Source organism: Peribacillus cavernae (genome assembly GCF_003989135.1).
Taxonomy (GTDB): Bacteria; Bacillota; Bacilli; order Bacillales; family DSM-1321; genus Peribacillus; species Peribacillus cavernae.
Genome location: NZ_RYZZ01000008.1, coordinates 1 through 20,165, shown reverse-complemented (window position 1 = coordinate 20,165; position 20,165 = coordinate 1). Strand labels below are relative to the sequence as shown.

Genomic DNA, 20,165 nt, shown 5'->3' with positions numbered 1-20,165 from the left:
TCGAAATTACAAAAAGAACAGTCTATAAATAACTCGAAAATAACGGTATAATGTAAGTAGAGAGAATGATATCGAATGACAATTACTTATTTTTTGCGTTTTGCTTAGCAATCAACGTTTCTGATGGCTGGCGATTTTACGGACTGTCATCTAGTGTTTTATTTAAAAAGCGATATTTAAGCAATCGGGCGCAATTCTGAAGTATGAATTGCGCTCTTTCTTATTATATTGGGCAGGATTGTTGTACAAGGACATATAATATATAGAAATACAGTAAATGGATAAAAGGGGAGAACAAATGGGTTTCTATTGGGTGGGTCTTACTTTTGGGTATTATTTGGATTCACCGCTTCCTCCATTAGGGAGGTTTTCATGTTTCTGCTTCATTAAGTGTTGCGTACGTAAAGTGGCAATTCTTCTTAAATGATTCAGCCCTTCCTGGATGTTCTAGAGCTATCCAGTACTACGACTTCGGCTGACTTCTGATAGTTCAGCGAACATTCGCATGTTCGGTTACGGCATGTGTACCGCATTTCTATCAGACCTCCCAGGGTAAGCACACATTCTTCCTCTCCATGTCCCCACTTCATTTACTCTATGCACCCTTTGGCAGTAAGGGTTTTGACTTGTTTCGCAGTCTCACCCAAGCACATCTAGCCTTATATGAAGTTCGTGTCCCTAAGGGCGGAGATTTGCCGCTGACTTCCTTCTGATTCTGGGTCGCCCCAGACACCCTTGTCTTAAGCTAACCATTACTACTGCCTTCATTGGCTCGGGACTTGAACCCTAAAGAATGTGCGCATGCCTGGCGCACGAAAAAGCCTCGGCTATTATATAGCTGAGGCTTTTTTAATTACTTTAATATCCCTTCAGAAATGTAGAATTATTCTGTATATTTTATTACGTCTTGTTCAATTAACCTGCTAGTTTAAGCACATCATTTCACAATTTCTTCTCTACCTTAACATAAATGTTTATTTCAAAAGCCCCATAAACGACCGTTTTTGGTTAAAACGAGTGGTCTGCTTGAAAAGTCTGTCACTTTAATTGGTAAATTGCACCTGTTTTAAGTGCTATTTTGCACTTCAAAGTACGCCTATTATAAACAATAAAAGCACTTATCCAAGCTGTGAGCTGGTAACAAGTGCTTAACGTTTTATTTTAGAGGTTTTTCAAAATAGCGATATATCGTCGTCCGAGACACGCCCCACTTTTCCGCAACATCCTTAATCGGTGTACCACTTTCAATCAGCGCTTTCATCATTTCAATATCTTTCTGTCCAAATTTCTCAGGACGACCACCAAGACGACCACGCGCTCTTGCAGCTGCTCGTCCTGCAGCAGAGCGCTCCTCAATCAGATTCTGTTCAAATTCTGCAAAGGCTGCGAATAAGTGGAACATCAATTGCCCCGTTGCGTTGCTTTTGTCCATGGTCAGGTTTTCTTGTAAACTGTGAAAGCCCACGCCTCATTCGTTCAAAGTATTTACAATTTGTATTAAGTCCTGCATGTTGCGACCAAGACGATCTAATCGCCAAACGACAATCGTATCTCCCCCACGTGCATACTGAAGTGCTTCCTCTAAACCTGGACGCTGCTTTTTCGCCCCACTCATTTTATCGTGAAAGATTTATAAAGATGTCTTTGTAAATGAAGTTGATAGAACGCCATCCCAAATGATTGCTTACCAATTAGGGTGGTTAAATTTAATATTATCATGGGAACAAGATAATAATGATGGAAAAAATGTAATAACACCAAAGCCAGATTATAAATGGAATAATCTTGGTGGACTTTATCAGAGTTTTTATGATAAGTATGCAGAGTATTCGCTTGAAACGTTGATTGAGATGTTTAATCATGATGTTAATGAAATAATTCAATTAGTAGAAAGCTATAATGATAAAGAATTATTTGAACAAGGTGGCAGACAATGGGCGACTTCAACACCTTCCAATTGGCCGATTTGGAAATGGATTCATATAAATACAGTAGCACCATTTAAAACGTTTAGAACTAAAATTAGAAAATGGAAAAAGATAAGAGGAATATAATTTTTTATTTATCAGCAGTATCAAATAACTAAAGTCTATATACAGTTAATTCGAAAATGGATTAGCTGTTTTTTTTTATGTCAATTATTAGCGAAAGGAAGTACGTTGTATCCCTTTGGATATGCATTGTCCAAAGGGGATTTTTATGGTAAAAATAACATAATGATCTTCCGCAATCGGGCGCAATTCTTCAGCAAGAATTACGCTCTTTCTTTTTGTTAAGGGCCATTTAATGGAATATGGTTATTGAGCTACCTGGGCTTTGGTTATACTTTATAAAAATTGGACAAGCTGAAAGGTGTTCTTCAAAGTAATGATGTATACTAAATTTATGTAATAATCTTTTTTAAATATTAATTTTTTTTATTGGAGGAATGGAAATATGAAACTTGGTGCATTCTCTGTAAGTTTAAATGTAAAAGACATTAACAAATCAAAATCATTTTACGAAAATCTAGGATTTCAAGTCTTTGGAGGGAATATTACCCAAAATTGGCTTATAATGAAGAATGAAAGTACCGTCATTGGTCTGTTTCAAGGAATGTTTGAAAAGAACATTCTGACGTTTAATCCAGGTTGGAATGAAAATGCCGAAAATCTCGATTCATTCACAGACATTCGAGACCTTCAAAATCAGCTTAAAACAAAAGGAATTAAGATGTTGTCAGAAGCAGATGAAACAAGCGAAGGGCCTGCAAGTTTTACAATTGAAGATCCTGACGGTAATACCATTCTTTTAGATCAACACAGATGAATGAAGGATTGTTTTTGATAAATGTTTTTCCTTTATTCCTTATTCAGCAAAAGGGCGCTTTCCTGCAATAAGGAATAGCGCTTATTTACAATCTATACCCAGATTAACTATGTCTTTGAACGTGGAGTTTTGCATCAGTATTATTGAAAAGCTCTTCAAATAGCTGAATTCCTTCCACACATTTTTGTTCGATGTGTTCAAAAAAATCAGTGTAACTATTAAAGGAATAGTCATCAAAATGCTTCTGAGCTCTTTGAATAATGTTGTCAATTTGTTCTTTATGTGACAGTGGCATACTCACGATTTCTTCAAAAGTTATCATAACTATTTAACGGGAGTACAAACGAGAAAAAGCCCTTCCTTAGCTGCAAGGAATTTCGAATCCTTTATGGAAATCCATCCAAAAACGGCTTTACAATATCGTATCCCCGATCATTCATTAGTCAAAATTGAATCCAGGCAAGGAAAGATCATTGTCAGAAGCAAATGGACGGAGACAATCAGACAGGATACTATTTTTGTTCCTTTTCACTGGGCTGATTCACAAAATGTAAATCTGCTTGTATCAAAAGAATTAGATCCTACCTGCAGAATGCCGGGATTCAAAGTAAGTGCAGTCAGGATACATCCTGCTGTTGATCTACATCCAAAATGAAAACTTCCCAGATTAATAAGGTGGGGGCACTAGATGTCCTCGCCTTTTTTAAAATCAAAATTCAGACGCCAAAACCGAAATTTAGGTGAAAAAACTAAAAATCAGACGACAAAATTTAAATTAAGACGCCAAAACCGAAATTCAGTCGCGTCTTATATTGAAAAATAATGTTAGAAAACCTTACACAAAAATCACGAGTTTTAGAAAGGAATGATATAGTCAAAAAAAACAGTTAATTCTAAAGGAGTGCGGGTAGATGAAATTATCTGAATTGAAGAGGAACGGACATCACCGTCTCTTATAGCCTCGTTTTTGTATTTCGACGTTAGCTTTATGATTTGGGTCATTCTTGGTGCGCTTGGGGCTTTTATAACAAACGACTTTAGCCTGTCTCCGGCGGAAAAGGGCTTAATTGTGGCGACGCCTATATTAGGGGGATCTGTATTTCGGGTTATCCTCGTAATACTGACAGACCGGATCGGCCCGCGGAAAACCGCGATAGGCGGGATGATTGCTACCATGGTTCCGCTTCTTTGGGGCTGGTTATTTGGCAATAGCTTAGGGGAAATCTATTGCATCGCCATTTTATTGGGAGTAGCAGGCGGAAGCTTTGCCGCTGCCATTCCGCTAGCGAGCCGCTGGTATCCCCCGCATTTGCAAGGACTTGCCATGGGGATTGCCGGTGCCGGGAATAGCGGAACTCTTCTTGCCACATTATTTGGTCCCCGGCTAGCAGTAGAACTTGGCTGGCATAACGTGTTAGGGTTAGCGATGATTCCACTTGCTTTAGTGTTCATTGCCTACATTATGATGGCAAAGGATGCCCCTTCACAGCCAGAACCAATGCCATTAAAAGATTATTTTGGAATCTTCAAATCTGCGGTTACCTGGTATTTTTGCCTATTGTATAGTGTTGCTTTTGGGGGTTTTGTTGGATTATCTAGCTTCCTGAGTATCTTCTTTGTTGATCAGTACCAATTATCCAGAGTGAGGGCCGGAGACTTTGTGACCTTAATTGTTGCGGCAGGAAGTTTTTTTCGTCCTGTTGGCGGCTTCCTTGCTGATCGGAAGGGCAGCACCAATGTTCTTGGCTTTCTTTTTATCATTGTTGCTGTAATGATGTTTGGAGTAAGTTATCTTCCTTCGTTCTCCATTGTGATGATTTTATTGTTCGTTGGCATGGCCTGCCTGGGAATGGGAAATGGAGCCGTGTTCCAAATCATTCCCCAGCGTTTTCAAAAAGAAATGGGAATGATTACAGGAATTGTCGGCTTCTTTGTACCTAACCTGCTTGGAACTCTTAAACAAGTAACAGGCACTTTTGCAACGGGATTTCTCTGCTATTCCTTTATCGGGCTTGTTGCTCTGTCCGTATTGTTTATTGCCAGACGGTCATGGAGAAAAACAGTCTTGGTCAATAAGGATGCCGTCAAAGTGTAGTATTTGTCCCAGAAGATTATTCTATCTAAATGGCAAGGACTCATCAGTGGGATGGGTCCTTTAGTTAATATACATGGGTTTATCAACGTATAACAGAACTGAGGATTTGTAAATTTATTCCAAAACTATATCTAGTTCAAAGGGGATTTTTGATGAATATCCTCTTTCACTCTGATATCCTAGTAAATAAGTTAGTAGAGTATACCTCCGTCATTTGGGTATAATATATTTATTTCAATCAAAGGATGAATTGTATGGCTAAAAATTCAAAGCACATAGCTGGTGTTTCGCTGGCGATTATGGGGACAGGGTTTGTTGCTACACTGCCTTTTCAGGGGCCGCTTATTGTAGATTTACTGCAGGGGGGCTTTGAAGCTGGTGTCGTGGGAGGTTTGGCTGATTGGTTTGCTGTTACTGCTTTATTCCGTCATCCGTTGGGTCTGCCCATCCCCCATACGGCGCTCTTGCCGAAAAATCGGAAGAGAGTGACAACAGCACTTGTATCTACAATCGAAAACGACTGGCTTTCAAAAGAAAGTATTCAGGATAAATTAAAACAAATACGGTTTACTGAGAAGGTGTTACCCATTATTGAAAAAGAGCTTCATTCCGAAGCTATAAAAAAAGGGATTGTCCAACTTTTAACGCATCTGATCAAACATATTCAAATCGAAAGATTGCTGCCTTTTCTTGAGAAACAATTGAAGGAATATCTGTCTTCCATTGAAGTTCGCCCTTTTCTTGAGTCTGTTGCGAATCAAGCACTGGACAGGCGTTATGAAGAGAAGGCCCTTGATGTTCTTTTGTTAAAGGTGGAAGAATGGCTGATTCAGGAAAATCGCAGCAACCAGCTGGGCAGCTTTGCCTTGCGTACCATTAATAAAATTGAAGTGGACGGGATCTTGCAATTTGCGCTAAAGTCTTTTCAAAGCATGGTCAATGAAGAAAAGCTCGGCAGCATCCTGCAAAACCTGTTACTTAATAATATAACAAGCCTGCGCCACGAAAATGATTCAAACCGCCAGACAATTCTTTTACAGATTCGTTCAATGTTAGGCAACATAGGAGACAATGAACCCCTGGTAGACGAGGTTCAAAATTTGCTGGATAGCCTTGTCTCTGGCTGGGAGCCTTCCGATGGCATAACGGAAGTCCTCCAAAAAGTTCGCGGCCAGGCGCTGGCATTTATCCAGGATAACAAGTTTATGGACGTGTATCTTCTTCCGTTTGTAACAAAGTTATTAAATGATCTTAAAGCGAATACCGAAAGAATCACCAAGATCGAAAACTGGATTCACAAGCAATTTTTTATTCTCATTGAGGACAACCATTCAAAAATGGGTAAACTTGTAGAGGAAAACCTCGATAAGCTGGATGATGAAACGCTTATTGAGATGATAGAGAACAGTGTGGGAAAAGACCTGCAATGGATCAGGGTGAACGGAGCAGTGTGCGGATTTATTATCGGAATCCTATTAACAGGATGTAAAGCGCTTATTTAATGTCATTCATTTCAATGGTTTAAACCTTAATAAAGAAAGCCAACATGGAAAAATGTTGGCTTACTACTAAATTAATATGCTTCCCTAGCATTGGGATATAGCATTTCTTGACTTCTTCGTTCAAGTTGATGGATATGATTACGGAAACCGACGACCTCACCAATAATAATGATTGCAGGATTTTGGATATTGGCTTCTTTCGCATTCTTTTCAATAGTACACAATGTGCCCGTTACGGTTTGCTGTTCTTTGGTCGTACCTTGCTGTATGATTGCAACTGGTGTATCAGCTTTTTTGCCATACTTGAGTAATTGACCGCAAATATAGGAAAGATTTTTAATCCCCATATAAATAGCTAAAGTATCCACGCTGTTTGCAAGGCCTTCCCAATTTATATCGCTTGGTTCTCCTTTAGGGCGATGTCCGGTAACGACAGCAAAGGAACTTCCCAGCTTACGGTGCGTGATGGGAATGCCTGCATAGGCGGGGGCGGCAATCCCGGCTGTAATGCCGGGGATGATTTCAAATGGAATCCCATTATCCGCAAGCGATTCTGCCTCTTCGGCTCCCCTTCCAAATACGAAAGGGTCTCCACCCTTCAAGCGGGTGACTATTTTATCCTGCTTAGCATATTTCACTAATAGATGGTTAATCGTCTCCTGCTTCAAAGTATGATGATTGGGATGCTTGCCGCAATATACAAGAGTTGCACCTGGTTTTGCTTCATCCAACAGACTTTCATTTTACTAACCGATCGTATAAAATCACATCTGCTTTTCGAATGCACTTTAATGCTTTTACAGTTATCAAACCGGGATCTCCTGGACCCGCCCCAACTAAATATACTTTTCCCATTTTGTATCCCCCTTAGACCTGCTCCTAATGCCTTATCACAGCAAAACATATACCTCATTATTTTCAATTTCAACCTTAAAGGTGCGTACACAGCCTGTATCAGGTGCCTGGACTTTTCCGTCCAATACACTGATTTTCCAATCGTGCATCGGGCGAAAAATATAGTCCCCGCTGACCATGCCTTGAGCAAGCACACCGCCTTTATGAGGACAACGGTTCTCAATCGCGCGAATCTCCCCGCTATCCAAATGAAAAAGGGCAATTTCCTGAGAACCGATCAATACCGTTTTCCCAAGATTCTTTGGCAGCTCAGTCATAGTTGCAACCTTTATCCGTTCAAAGGTTTTATTCATTATCGTTTCCTCCTGTCTTTATTTAAAAGCAAAGAAAGTATAACTTTTTCAATGAGTACTGGTGTCTAGTGCAGTCAGCCTAGCCCCTCGAGTTCATAAGCCAAGCATCTGATGGGGAGAAAACCACTCCCCATACAGCTGCTCGTCTTATGCTTGTCGGACTTGCGCAGGATGCGCTGACGTCGACGTTCGCCACAGGACGTGGCGGCTCTTAGTCGACGTTCCTTATTACAAGGCGCTTGCGCTTTTAATATTTTGAAGCTGCAGGAACCCTTACAGTTTGATAAAGCTCCTTTTGAATCGTTTCGCTGTTAATCGTTTCTTTCCATGGATCTGTTAATACTGATAATGCTTTATCCAAACGTTGATTCAGTCGGGTGCGGTTCTGTTTATCTGCAAGGGTCGATTTAATATGGTCAAGACCAACGCGCTCAACCCATACAGAGGTTCTTTCTAAATATGCTGCATTTTCTCGATAGTATTGTATATAGGCACCCGTAATTTCAAGAACTTCGTCGCTTGTTTTTACTTTGCATAAAAGGTCTGCAGCTCTTAAATGTGTGCCGCCGTTTCCGCCGATATAAATTTCCCAGGCACCCTCGACTCCTACAACGCCTATGTCTTTAATGGCTGATTCAGCACAGTTGCGGGGACAAGCGGACACGGCCATTTTTACTTTATGCGGCGTATTTAAACGCTCAAACTTCTTTTCCATGGCAATTCCCATTCCAATCGAATCCTGGGTACCGAAGCGGCAGAAGTTTTCACCGACGCATGTTTTAACGGTCCGGAGGGTTTTCCCGTAAGCGTAACCGGATGGCATATCAAGATCGGCCCACATGCTTGGAAGATCTTCCTTTTCCACACCTAATAAATCAATCCGTTGACCGCCTGTAACCTTAATGAGCGGGACGTTATATTTATCCGCAACATCTGCAATTTTCCGCAGGTCAGCAGCGTTGGTGACGCCTCCATACATTCTTGGAACAACTGAATACGTACCGTCTTTTTGAATATTGGCGTGAAGCCTTTCATTTACAAAGCGGGACTCTCTTTCGTCTTCATAGGTGGCCGGATGAATCATTCCTAAATAATATTTCAGTGCCGGTTTGCATTTCGAGCAGCCATTATCTGTTTTCCAGCCGAGAACATTCATTACTTCGCGGGTATGGGTCAACTCCTTTTCGCGGATTTCCTTTACAACCTCATCTCTGGATAGTGTTGTACAGCTGCAAATGGCTTCCTGCTGATTAGCTGCGCTAAACTCGTCCCCTAATGTAACTTCCAATAGATCAGTAACTAGGGCTTTACACCCTCCGCATGATCTTGAGGCATTCGTACAACCTTTTACCTGCTCAAAGCTGGTTAAACCTTGAGCTTCGATTGCACCAACAATGGCCCCTTTCGTAACACCGTTGCAACCGCAAACGATTTCCTCATTAGGCATTGAAGCAGCCAGGCCAATGGCAGATTGTTCTGATTCCGCCCGCTCCGTATATTCAGAAACATCCGCATCTTTATTAATCAAACCTAGCAATTTCCTGCCTTCACTTGTATCGCCAAACAATACTGCTCCGGCAATTCGCCCTTCCTGGATGAGCACCTTTTTATAAGTCCCTTTCCAATCATCAAAAACTTTGATTGTTTTCGTTTCGCTATCCTCGATAATTTTTCCGGCTGAGAATACCTCAACACCGGAAACCTTTAATTGTGTAGATAGTACAGAGCCCTGATATGGATTGCCTTCCATGCCAGAAATTCTCTCTGCCAACACTTTCCCTTGTTCATATAGTGGAGCAACTAATCCATACACCATTTCACGATGTTCAGCGCATTCTCCAACTGCATAAACATTTTGAATTCCCGTTTCCAAATAGTCATTGACAATAATTCCACGGTTTACAGGAATGCCACTTTCCGCCGCAAGTTGGATATTGGGCTTAATCCCGACAGCCATCACTACCAGATTTGCTGCAACCTCTGTGCCGTCACTAAAACGTAATCCCTCAACATACTCTTCTAACTACTGTCTCTCCCGGATATAGCAGGATGTTGTTTTTTTTCGTACCAATTCCAATCATTCAATGTAATATCATCGATTTCTGTATCTCCCTGTAAGACTTTGGAAAGTTGAATTCGATTATAATTTGGATAAGGCTCACTTCCGAAAATGGTAATTTCAAAACGGTCTGGCAGGATGTTTACTATTTCTTCGATACATCGAACACCAGCCATGCCATTGCCAATTAAGACAATTTTTTGCTTTTTCATAACGTTCCCTCCAGTAAGCTTCCTCTTAGGGAAGAGTAGTTGCTGCCGATTATAAGGAGCGAACAGAACGATTTCATTAAGTATGTCATAAAATCTTACAAGGTTTTGATTAGCAGCCTTGAAGAGACTGAGATAAAAATTGTCTGTTAAATATAACGGTACTTAGTTAGTGGATCTGAATACAGTTAAATGTATGTTATATTTCCTTACATAGATCGTTTGAATTTTTGAACTTTCATGTATAATTTAACTTGGACATATAAAGGACATTCTTTGTGAGGTGAATGGAATGGGCTATCAAGAAACATCTTATAAAGATAAAAAAGTGATTTCCATAGGAGTGGTCAGTGAGTTAACAGGGTTGTCAGAAAGACAGATTCGTTATTATGAAGAAAGAGGTCTCATTTTTCCTGAAAGATCGGATCGGGGAAACCGAAAGTATTCTTTCTCAGATGTTGAATCATTAATGGAGATTGCCAATAAAATAGAGGACGGTGTACAAACATTCGAAATTAGACAAGAAATAAAAAGGGGAAATAAAAAAGAGGACCAACGTTCGATTCGTAAAAAAATGTTAAAAGGCCAGTTAAATGCCCAGTTCGGAATTCAACAGAATGAATAATAATATAAACCAGTCAGTTGTGCATGTAAATGTAAAAAGGAAAACACTTTGGGGCTCCCGCCAATATTGTTAGCTGCCGATACAATAAAAAAGCGGGATCAAGTGTTTTCCGTTTCACTAGAATTCCTGGAGTTAATTTTTGTGTGTTTCTTTTTTGATCATAAACGAGAGTGAGGCAAGTAACAGTAAGGTTGCTAGACATACAGTCGAGCCAATCACGTTATTTTGATTAAAAATAAAAGCAAAAAAGATAAGGGTCAAGGACACGATTGCAGTTATCGTTGTATATGGATACCCTTTTACTTGAAAAGCGGGTGTTTCATTGTATTGGGAACGGAGCTTCAATTGGGCTGAGCAAATGCTTATCCATAATATGATCACGGTAAAGCCGGGAATTGACATGAGATAGCTTATTACCTGCTCGGGAGTCATGTAGGCTAAAAAAACACCTATTAAAATGCATGTTGCAGTGATCATTATCCCTTTCAGCGGAATTCCCTTTTTGGATGTTTTCAAGAATCCTCTAGGCGCTTCACCGCTTTGAGCCATGGAATATAATGTTCTGGATGTAGCATAGATGCCTGAATTGGCAGCTGATAATACAGCTGTTAATAGAACGAAATTCATGATATGCGCTGCCCCGGGAAGCCCGGATAGGCTGAAAACCTGAACGAAAGGACTGTCTTCGGCGGAAACTTTGTTCCAGGGAATGATTCCGCAAATGATAAGGATCGGAAAGATGTAGAAAATGATAACCCGCCAAACCGCCCCTTTAATGATTTTTGGCAGTACCCGCTTCGCATCTTTTGTCTCGGTAACGGCCACGCCAATTAATTCAGCACCACCGTAGGAAAACATGACTACTAAAAAGGCGCTAAATATTCCGCTGATCCCGTTGGGGAAAAATCCGCCATGTGCCGTATAGTTTGCAAGGGGTTCGGAAGTGGAGCCAGGGAATATACCAATTATGATTAGAAATCCTAGAACAATGAAAGCGATGATTGCGATTATTTTAATGCCTGCAAACCAAAACTCAAGCTCACCATAATATTTCACTTGAAACAAATTGATGCCTACCACAACCGCCCCACAAAGCAAACTTAAAAGCCATAATGGCACAGAAGGAAACCAGTATTGTAAAAAGCTTCCCGCTGCCAGTAATTCTACGATGGTCACAATAACCCAGTTAAACCAATAGAGCCACCCGACAATAAAGGATACCCGGAATCCGAAAGCCTTATTTACGAGATTTTGAACGTTTAAATTGGGAAAAGCCATAGCCATTTCACCTAAAGCGGCCATGACAATAAATAACAATATCCCGCCTATTAAATAGGCAAATACAACACTTGGACCTGCCATATTTAACGTATCTGAGCTTCCTTTAAAAATCCCGGTCCCAATCATGCCCGCTAAAGCAATAAATAGCACGTGCCTCGGCAATAATCCCTTTTGTAAATCTTGATGATTTTTTTCCAAGTTGTTTTCCTGCCTTTCCTGATAAAATAAAAAGACCTACTGGATTCCAGCAGGGACAAATAGCCGCGATATCACCCAAGTTGAGAGCAAAATAATTTTTTAGTTTTCTTTCGTAATTAGACGCTTTCGTGCTTTTATGCACTAAAATTGCTATATCACTATATCATACTTTACTAACATGTCAAATCTGGCAGGAAAGCTGAACGTGTTGAGTCACACACTCTCTGGCGATCGTTATCCTAAAAAACCCCAAAAAAAGATGGCCAACCAGAAACACCTGGTTGGCCATCTTTCATAAAGCTTTAAAGTTAATGGAAAGTCTTATAGATTACTGGAAGCAATCTAGTATTCATTGGAAAATAGTATGCCATTCAAATAGCAGTAAATAGGGGAAAGTGGCCGCGAAGAGACCTGTGATAAATAAGACAGAACGCTTGCCAAGCCAGCAAAGCAAAATAACAGAAAGCCCAACAGCCGTGCCAAGGTAGGCTAACCATGGGAATGCAGCCGCAGTAAGAGATAATAAACAGGCATAATTTGCAGCAATAAATAAACCAAGGAGTAGTTGATTCAAAGACCTCATTTCAGAATAAACATGGTTATTCATTAGATAACCTCCCTTTTGAAAAGTAATGATATGAATGGAAAAAATTTTCTTGATAAATTATCGGTAAAGAAGAAATGTTTTTTGACAAGGGTTCGACAAAAAGGTATATAATAAATTTTGTGTAAACGATATATATAACTATAGGCAAATAACTTCATACTATCAAGTAAAAAAATTATATTTTGTCTCTTAGTCTATAAATGAATCAAATGGGGGGTTTTTCTATGTCGGACAAAGATAGAAACCAAAACGAGAAAGCGGGAAATTCCAGACGTACCTTTTTACGGAATTCCGGTTTAACAGTAGGCGGTCTCGTTTTGGGTGGAGCAGTCGGCAGCCTGTTTAACGTCAAATCTGATAGCAATGCAGAATCAGCAGACCATAAGAATATGGTTTCATCATCAAATCCAAATCAAGCACTAATGTATTTTACACCGGATCAATTTAAAACGGTGGAAGCATTATCAGAAACCATATTCCCTAAAACAGAGAGTGGACCTGGCGCTAAAGAATTAGGAGTGGTTTACTACATTGATCATCAATTGGCGGGAAGTTGGGGCTTAAATACGAGAGAGTACATGACCGGACCTTTTTATCCGGCAAAAGCCGTTCCTGAACAAGGTTATCAAACTCACTTAAAACGCCAGCAAGTTTTTGATATTGGCATCGAGTCTATCAATGCTTATTCCACAAAAAAATTCAAAAAGAAATTTCAGGAATTGGAAAAAGAAGACGACAAAATCGCTATTCTAAAAGATTTTGAGGAAGATAAAGTTAAGCTTAATAGCTCGTTATCCTCATCTTTCTTTTTTAGCATACTGCGCTCTGCAACCATCGAAGGTGTTTATGCGGATCCTATGTACGGAGGGAACAAAGACATGGGTGGTTGGAAAATGAAAAACTTCCCTGGCCATCAAGCCAGTTTTACAAATGTGTTAGGTAAAGATAAATTCGTTGCAATGAAACCACAATCACTGAATGCACAACACAAAATGTAGAAATAGAGGGTGACTTTTTATGGCTACAACGCTGCCAAAAACAGACATTGTATTAGCAGGAGTAGGTTGGGTTGGCGGAATCATCGCCGCTGAACTCACGAAAAAAGGATATAAAGTAGTCGGTATTGAACGCGGTAAAGAGCGGACAACAGAAGATTACTACATGGCTCATGATGAACTACGTTATGCGCAACGATATGAAATGATGCAGGATTTAGCGAAAGAAACGGTAACCTTCCGACATAATAAGAAACAGCGCGCCTTGCCATATCGGGAATGGGGTTCATTTTTAATCGGTGAAGGTGTCGGGGGTTCTGGTCTTCACTGGAATGGGCAGACTTTCCGCTTCTTGCCTTATGACTTTGAAATCTATTCAAAAACTGTTGAACGATACGGGAAAGATAAAATTCCGGCTGGTATGACCCTGCAGGATTGGGGAATTACCTATGATGAATTGGAGCCTTATTTCGATAAATTCGATGCGATGACAGGTATCGCCGGGGAACCAAATCCACTTCCTGGTTCGCCACAGGTTAAATACCCAAATCCACCAATGATGGAAACTCCGGTGACAAAGCTTTTCAAAGAAGCATCCAAAAAGTTGGGATATCATCCATATCACATGCCTTCTAACAACCTTACCAAAAACTATACGAACCCTGATGGTATCAGCCGTTCGGCTTGCCAATATTGCGGATTTTGTGAACGATTTGGCTGTGAATATGGCGCAAAAGCATCACCTATCGTAACGGTTATTCCTGTTGCGAAAAAAACAGGGAAGTTTGATGTTCGCACTCATTCCGTTGTAAGACGGGTGATTCATACCGATGGCAAGGCAAGTGGTGTCCTATACGTGGATACCAGGACAGGGGAAGAATATATTCAACCCGCAGATGTAGTTGTTGTCAGCGCTTATCAAATGAACAACATTAAATTGTTGTTAAACTCTAAACTTGGTACACCATATGACCCGGAAACAGGTCGTGGAGCAGTCGGGAAAAACTATGCGTACCAAACATACCTTGGTAAAGCAACGGGATTATTTGACGAGAAAGAGTTCAACCTTTATGGTGGAGCCGGAGCTTTGGGTGCCCAGATTGATGACTTTAATGGGGACTTTTTCGACCATTCAAAACTTGATTTCTTACACGGCGCAACGATTCACATTACACACCTTGGCGATCGTCCAATTGCAAATAACAATGTCCCTCATGGTGTTGCCAGCTGGGGAAAAGAGTTTAAAGAAAAGTCCGTATTCTATGCAAATCGTTCCTTGCAAATTAAGGCACAGGGATCAAGCATGCCTTGGAAGGATAACTATATCGATTTGGACCCAACCTATAAAGATGCATTCGGAGACCCCCTGTTACGGATGACTTTCAACTGGAAAGACCAAGACCGGAATCTGATGAAATATATGGGAAATAAATCCGCAGAAATCATGAAGGAAATGGGAGCTACTCATGTGAACAAGGGCGGAGATGATATCGCGGATTACGATATCCGAAACTACCAATCCACACACAACACAGGCGGAGTAATTATGGGTGCTGATCCTGAGACGAGTGTATTAAATAGTTATCTGCAAATGTGGGATTGTGATAATGTATTTGTTCCTGGAGCATCTGCTTTCCCTCACAACTCAGGATATAATCCAACCAATACAGTCGGTGCTCTAGCCTATCGTGCTGCAGAAGGCATTGAGAAGTATTTGAAAACAGGCGGCTCACTGGTATAAAGCGTACTTAAGCAACAAGGTTTAGAGATATGGATACTTTCAGACAGTATCTTTTATTCCTGATGCGGATTTTTCACGGAAGGAGAGAAGAACGATGATGAATATTGGAGTTCCTGGTTTAATCCTGATCGTAATTCTTGCCTTAATAATCTTTGGTCCAGCCAAGCTGCCACAATTAGGCTCAGCGATTGGACAGACATTAAAGGAATTTAAAAAATCAACAAAAGAAGAACCACAAAACAAAAAGTTGGTTCAAATCGAAAAAGACACAGTGAACGAAAAATAATGAAAAAAGCTATCCTTAACCGGGTAGCTTTTTTACTGCTTTTTAACAGCGCAAAATGGTTTAAAGTTTCTATTTACAAATATTATGCACAAGAGTATGATTATCCTCAGTTTCATATTTCTATTTTGCTTAATCCTTTGGAGCGGGGGACCCATTTTTACGGTGACTTTTTCACTAGGGGTGAATCCTATTAATGTAGGTAGGGCTACTCTTTTAGCCCGAATCCGACAGCTAACCCCGTAAGCGTGATGAGAGAGGAAGGTGGAGCTGGTGAGACATTTCAGCGGATAATGTCTACAGGGCTGTTAAATGATGCCTTGTAGACTTTTTTATGTTTCTGATGCTTGGTTTGTTCAGCAGGGTAATATACTAAAAACAAAGTCGTGGTGGTGTAATGATGTTTTCCTCGGTAAAAAGGTTTTTAATCGGACGGCCCTTAAAGTCGACCGAACTTGGGGATCAAAGGCTAAATAAACGGAAAGCACTTGCTATCCTTTCATCCGATGCCCTATCATCAGTGGCTTATGGTCCGGAGCAGGTTTTACTCGTTTTAATGACAGTAAGTGCTGTTGCTTTCTGGTATTCGATTCCTATCGCATTAGGAGTGCTTTTCCTTTTATTAGCCCTTATTCTTTCATATAGACAAATTATCTTTGCTTACCCGCATGGCGGCGGGGCCTATGTTGTGTCAAAGGAAAATCTCGGTGTAAATCCTGGATTGATAGCAGGCGGCTCGTTATTAGTCGATTACATACTGACTGTTGCGGTAAGTGTCTCAGCCGGTACGGATGCGATTACTTCCGCTTTTCCTTCCTTACATGGATACAATGTGATCATAGCCAGTTTGCTGGTCGTTTTCATTACGATCTTAAATTTAAGGGGAATAACGGAGTCAGCGTCCATTTTAGCTTATCCGGTTTATTTATTCGTATTGGCCTTATTTATCTTAATCGGAGTAGGGCTATTCCATATTGTAACGGGTGATGTTTCTCCGGATTTACATGCCCCAATCGGTACACCTGTTGCTGGCATAAGTCTGTTTTTGCTGTTAAGGGCCTTCGCGTCCGGGAGTTCTGCCTTGACCGGGGTAGAAGCGATTTCCAATGCCATTCCGACTTTTAAAGATCCCGCCCCCAATAATGCAGCCAAAACACTGCTGTCTATGGGTTTTTTATTGGCCTTATTATTTTCGGGAATTGTTTACTTAGCGTATTACTATGGAATTTCTCCGAGAGCAGACGAAACCGTTGTCTCCCAAATTGCTGCCGAAACGTTTGGAAGGAATTTCATGTATTATTTCATTCAGGGGACAACGGCGTTGATTCTCGTCCTTGCCGCGAATACGGGATATTCAGCTTTCCCTTTACTTGCTTTTAATCTCGCAAAGGACAAATATATAGCGAGGATGTTTACCATCAGAGGGGATCGATTGGGATATTCAAATGGGATTATCACTCTGGGTGTTACATCCATTATTCTAATCATAATCTTTAAAGGGCAAACGGAACAGTTGATTCCTCTTTATGCAGTAGGAGTATTCATTCCATTTACCCTGTCCCAGACAGGGATGCTGGTTAAATGGATTCGTGAAAAGCCTAAAGGCTGGATCGTGAAATTGACGATCAATTTCGTAGGTGCATTGATCAGCTTTACGGTCATGATGATTTTCTTTCTTACCAAGTTTGGGCAGGTCTGGCCCGTGTTAATCTTCTTGCCGCTGATTGTCTTTGGTTTTCACCGGATAAAAAAACACTATGACTCTGTTGGGGAGCAATTAAGGTTACAAAACAATGAACCAGCCATTCCGATTGAAGGAAACATCATTATCGTCCCTGTAGCGGGTATGACTCATGTAGTAGAGAACTCTCTAAACTATGCCAAGTCGCTTTCAGCAGACCAGATTATTGCTGTTTACGTCGCCTTTGAGAGGGACGATGAGAAGTTATTTGAAGCGAAGTGGAATAAATGGCAGCCGGATGTCCGGCTTGTTACCTTAAACTCTTATTATCGCAGCATCATTCAACCATTAACGAAATTTATTGACACAGTTGAACATAAGGCAAGTGAATCAAACTACCGGGTAACGGTATTAATTCCGCAATTTATCCCGAAAAAAAGCTGGCACAATATCCTTCATAACCAATCGAGTTTACTGATCCGTGCCTACCTGCTTTATAGAAGGAATGTAATCGTTGCGACTGTCCCTTATCATCTGAAAAAGTAAAAGATAAAGTCATTGCTTTTCTTACTCCATCAAATAAGAAATCCCCTTCTGACTAAACTGTACGATAAGATGCTTTTTCGTACAATCGAATCAGTTGGGGAGATAGTAAAAAGCAGGGGAATGAACTATATCTTCTTTACTTCGATAAACAGGATATGGTGGCCGTCTAATCCCTTTACTTTAAAGTTATATCCTTCAGCCTCTAATTCATCATCGAGTTTGACATCATAGCTCTGGGTAAGGAACCATCCTCCCAGCGTGTCAACGTCATCTTCGAAAAGATGAATTCCCAGGATGTCATTCACTTCAGGTATGAGAAGTTTAGAATTAAAGATGTAATGGTTTTGATTTAGCTTACGGATATCCGGAATTTCGTCCGCATCGAATTCATCGCGAATTTCACCGACAATTTCCTCGAGAATATCCTCTACGGTAACCAGGCCGGATGTTCCTCCATATTCATCGAAAAGAAGGGCCATATGGGTTTGTTCCTTTTGCATTTTTACCAGGAGGTCGTGAATCGGGATTGTCTCGATTACGCGAATGATCGGCTTAATAAACGGTTTTAATGGCATTTCCTCCAGTAATAACGATTCCCTTGAAATCTTGGCTGTCAATATCTCTTTAATGTTAATAATGCCAAGGATATTATCTTTATCGCCATCAGCAACAGGGTAACGAGTATACCTTTCTTCCTGGATGGTAGCAATGACGTTTTCAATCGTGTCGTCTATCGACAGGCTGACGATTTCAGTGCGGGGAACCATGATTTCTTTTGCAAGCCGCTCGTCGAACTCAAATATATTATTCACATATTTAAGTTCATTTTGATTAATTTCCCCGCTTTTATAGCTTTCCGAAAGGAGAAAACGAAGCTCCTCTTCTGAATGGGCTAATTCGTGCTCGGACGCCGGTTTTAAACCAAAAAGGCTTGTTATAAAACGGGCTGACCCGTTCAAAGTCCAGATAAAGGGGAACATGATTTTATAAAACCATATAATCGGCTTTGCGAAGGTAAGGGCAACAGCTTCCGCTTTTTGAATCGCAACCGTTTTTGGAGCGAGCTCGCCTACGACAACGTGCAAAAATGTTACAATTGCGAAAGCTATAATAACCGAAATAATGTGGGCAGCTGATGCACCAATATTGAATCTTTCGAAAAGAGGTTCAAATAAATGAGCGATTGTCGGTTCTCCCAGCCAGCCTATTCCAAGTGCAGTTACGGTGATACCTAACTGGCAGGCAGAAAGATATTCATCGAGATGGGAAGTTACCCTTTGAGCAGCAATTGCCCCTGGTTTTCCTTCTGCAATCAGCTGTTCAATCCTCGAGCTTCTCACTCTAATAATGGCAAATTCAGTTGCCACAAAAAATGCCGTAAAGGCTATTAAGATTACCAATAAGAACAAATTAATAATTTCCAATTAAGAAGCCTTACAAAGTAAGGCGTTCACCTCCAAAATAATTTCACTTATTAACATTGCCTTCTACTCTAAATTGTACCCAAATTGATACGCCTGATGCGATAAAAGTCAGATTGGAATCCAGTTTACGTTTTGACCGCCTACGACAACAAAAGTAACAGAGACTGAATAAGGGTAATGCTTTCATGGGAAAGATGCTTCTTGATAAATTGAGGATCTTGCAGACCCTTTTCTTTTAAAAGGGAGGCAATTGCCGAAACATCTTGTTCCAATGCCTTAATTTTTTCCTTAAGCTCCTCTAACTCAAGGCTTTCGTCAGCTTGTGTTTTTAATTTCACTTTAATATCATCTAAGGTTAAATGGTCTTTTTTAAGTTCTTCAATATATTGAAGACGGGAAATCATATCCATATTATAGTAGCGATAATTAGAACTGGAACGTTCTGCTTTTAACAGGCCTATTTGGGTATAGTAGTCGACTGTGCGCTTTGTAACGTTTGCCAACTCAGCCAATTCACCAATTTTTAGTCTCTCGACCCCATTTGGACTCCCCCTAAAAGTAAAACGTGATAGTTTAACTATATCATATTGTAATAGAAACCATATAACAAGTATTACGATTTATTATTCAAAAAGGTTTCAAAAAGTCTTTTTAAGCATACCTCACTATTTATTTATGATACTTTTGGGGTCTGTGTAATCAGAAGAGTGTAAACTGAAAGATGTGTTGGCAGCTACTTATAGATATCTCCACGGTTTCCGATAGCCTGTATGTATATAATTTTCTCATCATGATTGACGTTAAACAAAATACGAAAGGTACCAATTCTAAGTCTGTATAGTTCTTCGTACCCTTTCATACTCTTTATGTGGTATGTCAACACTAAACTAGACAATTTTTTCA

General features: G+C 40.3%; 14 protein-coding genes, 5 pseudogenes and 1 riboswitch. Of the genes and pseudogenes, 10 read left to right on the top strand and 9 right to left on the bottom strand.

What is annotated here, in order from left to right; translation table 11 throughout:
- Nucleotides 1-1,156: 1,156 nt before the first annotated feature.
- Nucleotides 1,157-1,630: pseudogene (locus ELQ35_RS22380) on the bottom strand (recombinase family protein); the annotation flags it as partial.
- Between the two features lie 46 nt (nucleotides 1,631-1,676).
- Here ELQ35_RS22380 and ELQ35_RS09810 point away from each other — a divergent pair.
- The 5 genes and pseudogenes from ELQ35_RS09810 (at nucleotide 1,677) to ELQ35_RS09790 (ending at nucleotide 6,405) form a co-directional block, all read left to right on the top strand.
- Nucleotides 1,677-2,054, top strand: coding sequence for a ClbS/DfsB family four-helix bundle protein (locus ELQ35_RS09810; RefSeq protein WP_246026030.1), 378 nt, complete (start codon nucleotides 1,677-1,679; stop codon nucleotides 2,052-2,054).
- 382 nt (nucleotides 2,055-2,436) lie between these two features.
- On the top strand, nucleotides 2,437-2,808 hold the full coding sequence (locus ELQ35_RS09805) for a VOC family protein (protein ID WP_126864665.1): 372 nt from the start codon (nucleotides 2,437-2,439) through the stop codon (nucleotides 2,806-2,808).
- Between the two features lie 322 nt (nucleotides 2,809-3,130).
- Nucleotides 3,131-3,463, top strand: a pseudogene (locus ELQ35_RS09800) (molybdopterin dinucleotide binding domain-containing protein); the annotation flags it as partial.
- 256 nt (nucleotides 3,464-3,719) lie between these two features.
- Nucleotides 3,720-4,903 (top strand): annotated as a pseudogene (locus ELQ35_RS09795) (nitrate/nitrite transporter).
- Between the two features lie 254 nt (nucleotides 4,904-5,157).
- A complete protein-coding gene (locus tag ELQ35_RS09790; RefSeq protein WP_126864664.1) occupies nucleotides 5,158-6,405 on the top strand; it encodes a DUF445 domain-containing protein in 1,248 nt (415 codons plus the stop codon).
- Nucleotides 6,406-6,476: 71 nt separating this feature from the next.
- Here the strand turns inward: ELQ35_RS09790 and cobA are convergent.
- The 3 genes and pseudogenes from cobA to nirB form a co-directional block, all read right to left on the bottom strand.
- A pseudogene (gene cobA / locus ELQ35_RS09785) lies at nucleotides 6,477-7,260 on the bottom strand (uroporphyrinogen-III C-methyltransferase).
- Between the two features lie 35 nt (nucleotides 7,261-7,295).
- Nucleotides 7,296-7,616, bottom strand: coding sequence for a nitrite reductase small subunit NirD (nirD, locus tag ELQ35_RS09780; protein ID WP_126864663.1), 321 nt, complete (start codon nucleotides 7,614-7,616; stop codon nucleotides 7,296-7,298).
- A 244-nt stretch (nucleotides 7,617-7,860) separates the two neighbouring features.
- Nucleotides 7,861-9,884: pseudogene (nirB, locus tag ELQ35_RS09775) on the bottom strand (nitrite reductase large subunit NirB).
- A 289-nt stretch (nucleotides 9,885-10,173) separates the two neighbouring features.
- On the opposite strand from nirB, the gene ELQ35_RS09770 reads away from it, so the two are divergent.
- Complete coding sequence (locus ELQ35_RS09770; RefSeq protein ID WP_126864662.1) at nucleotides 10,174-10,506, top strand: MerR family transcriptional regulator; 333 nt, start codon at nucleotides 10,174-10,176, stop codon at nucleotides 10,504-10,506.
- Between the two features lie 132 nt (nucleotides 10,507-10,638).
- Here ELQ35_RS09770 and ELQ35_RS09765 read toward each other — a convergent pair whose 3' ends face one another.
- The gene (locus ELQ35_RS09765) at nucleotides 10,639-11,985 is read right to left on the bottom strand and encodes an amino acid permease (protein ID WP_126864661.1); all 1,347 of its coding nucleotides are present in this window, start codon (nucleotides 11,983-11,985) and stop codon (nucleotides 10,639-10,641) included.
- A gap of 349 nt (nucleotides 11,986-12,334) precedes the next feature.
- Nucleotides 12,335-12,592, bottom strand: a complete 258-nt coding sequence (locus ELQ35_RS09760; RefSeq protein WP_126864660.1) for a hypothetical protein — start codon at nucleotides 12,590-12,592, stop codon at nucleotides 12,335-12,337.
- Nucleotides 12,593-12,816: 224 nt separating this feature from the next.
- Between ELQ35_RS09760 and ELQ35_RS09755 the strand changes: the two genes are divergently transcribed.
- The 4 genes from ELQ35_RS09755 to ELQ35_RS09740 all read left to right on the top strand — a co-directional run bounded on the left by ELQ35_RS09755 (nucleotide 12,817) and on the right by ELQ35_RS09740 (nucleotide 17,838).
- Entirely contained in the window at nucleotides 12,817-13,590 is a 774-nt protein-coding gene (locus tag ELQ35_RS09755) for a gluconate 2-dehydrogenase subunit 3 family protein (protein ID WP_126864659.1), read from the top strand.
- 19 nt (nucleotides 13,591-13,609) lie between these two features.
- The gene (locus ELQ35_RS09750; RefSeq protein ID WP_126864658.1) at nucleotides 13,610-15,328 is read left to right on the top strand and encodes a GMC family oxidoreductase; all 1,719 of its coding nucleotides are present in this window, start codon (nucleotides 13,610-13,612) and stop codon (nucleotides 15,326-15,328) included.
- A 94-nt stretch (nucleotides 15,329-15,422) separates the two neighbouring features.
- On the top strand, nucleotides 15,423-15,614 hold the full coding sequence (tatA, locus tag ELQ35_RS09745; RefSeq protein ID WP_126864657.1) for a twin-arginine translocase TatA/TatE family subunit: 192 nt from the start codon (nucleotides 15,423-15,425) through the stop codon (nucleotides 15,612-15,614).
- A 116-nt stretch (nucleotides 15,615-15,730) separates the two neighbouring features.
- Nucleotides 15,731-15,876, top strand: a riboswitch (cyclic di-AMP (ydaO/yuaA leader).
- Between the two features lie 135 nt (nucleotides 15,877-16,011).
- Nucleotides 16,012-17,838, top strand: a complete 1,827-nt coding sequence (locus tag ELQ35_RS09740; RefSeq protein WP_126864656.1) for an APC family permease — start codon at nucleotides 16,012-16,014, stop codon at nucleotides 17,836-17,838.
- Nucleotides 17,839-17,963: 125 nt separating this feature from the next.
- Here ELQ35_RS09740 and ELQ35_RS09735 read toward each other — a convergent pair whose 3' ends face one another.
- The 3 genes from ELQ35_RS09735 to ELQ35_RS23730 form a co-directional block, all read right to left on the bottom strand.
- Nucleotides 17,964-19,262: a hemolysin family protein gene (locus ELQ35_RS09735; RefSeq protein ID WP_126864655.1), complete on the bottom strand. Its 1,299-nt coding sequence runs from the start codon at nucleotides 19,260-19,262 to the stop codon at nucleotides 17,964-17,966.
- 140 nt (nucleotides 19,263-19,402) lie between these two features.
- Nucleotides 19,403-19,783: a MerR family transcriptional regulator gene (locus ELQ35_RS09730; RefSeq protein ID WP_281278117.1), complete on the bottom strand. Its 381-nt coding sequence runs from the start codon at nucleotides 19,781-19,783 to the stop codon at nucleotides 19,403-19,405.
- 212 nt (nucleotides 19,784-19,995) lie between these two features.
- Nucleotides 19,996-20,165 (bottom strand): type II toxin-antitoxin system RelE family toxin (locus ELQ35_RS23730; protein ID WP_126864653.1); only part of this gene is annotated, 170 nt, incomplete at its 5' end.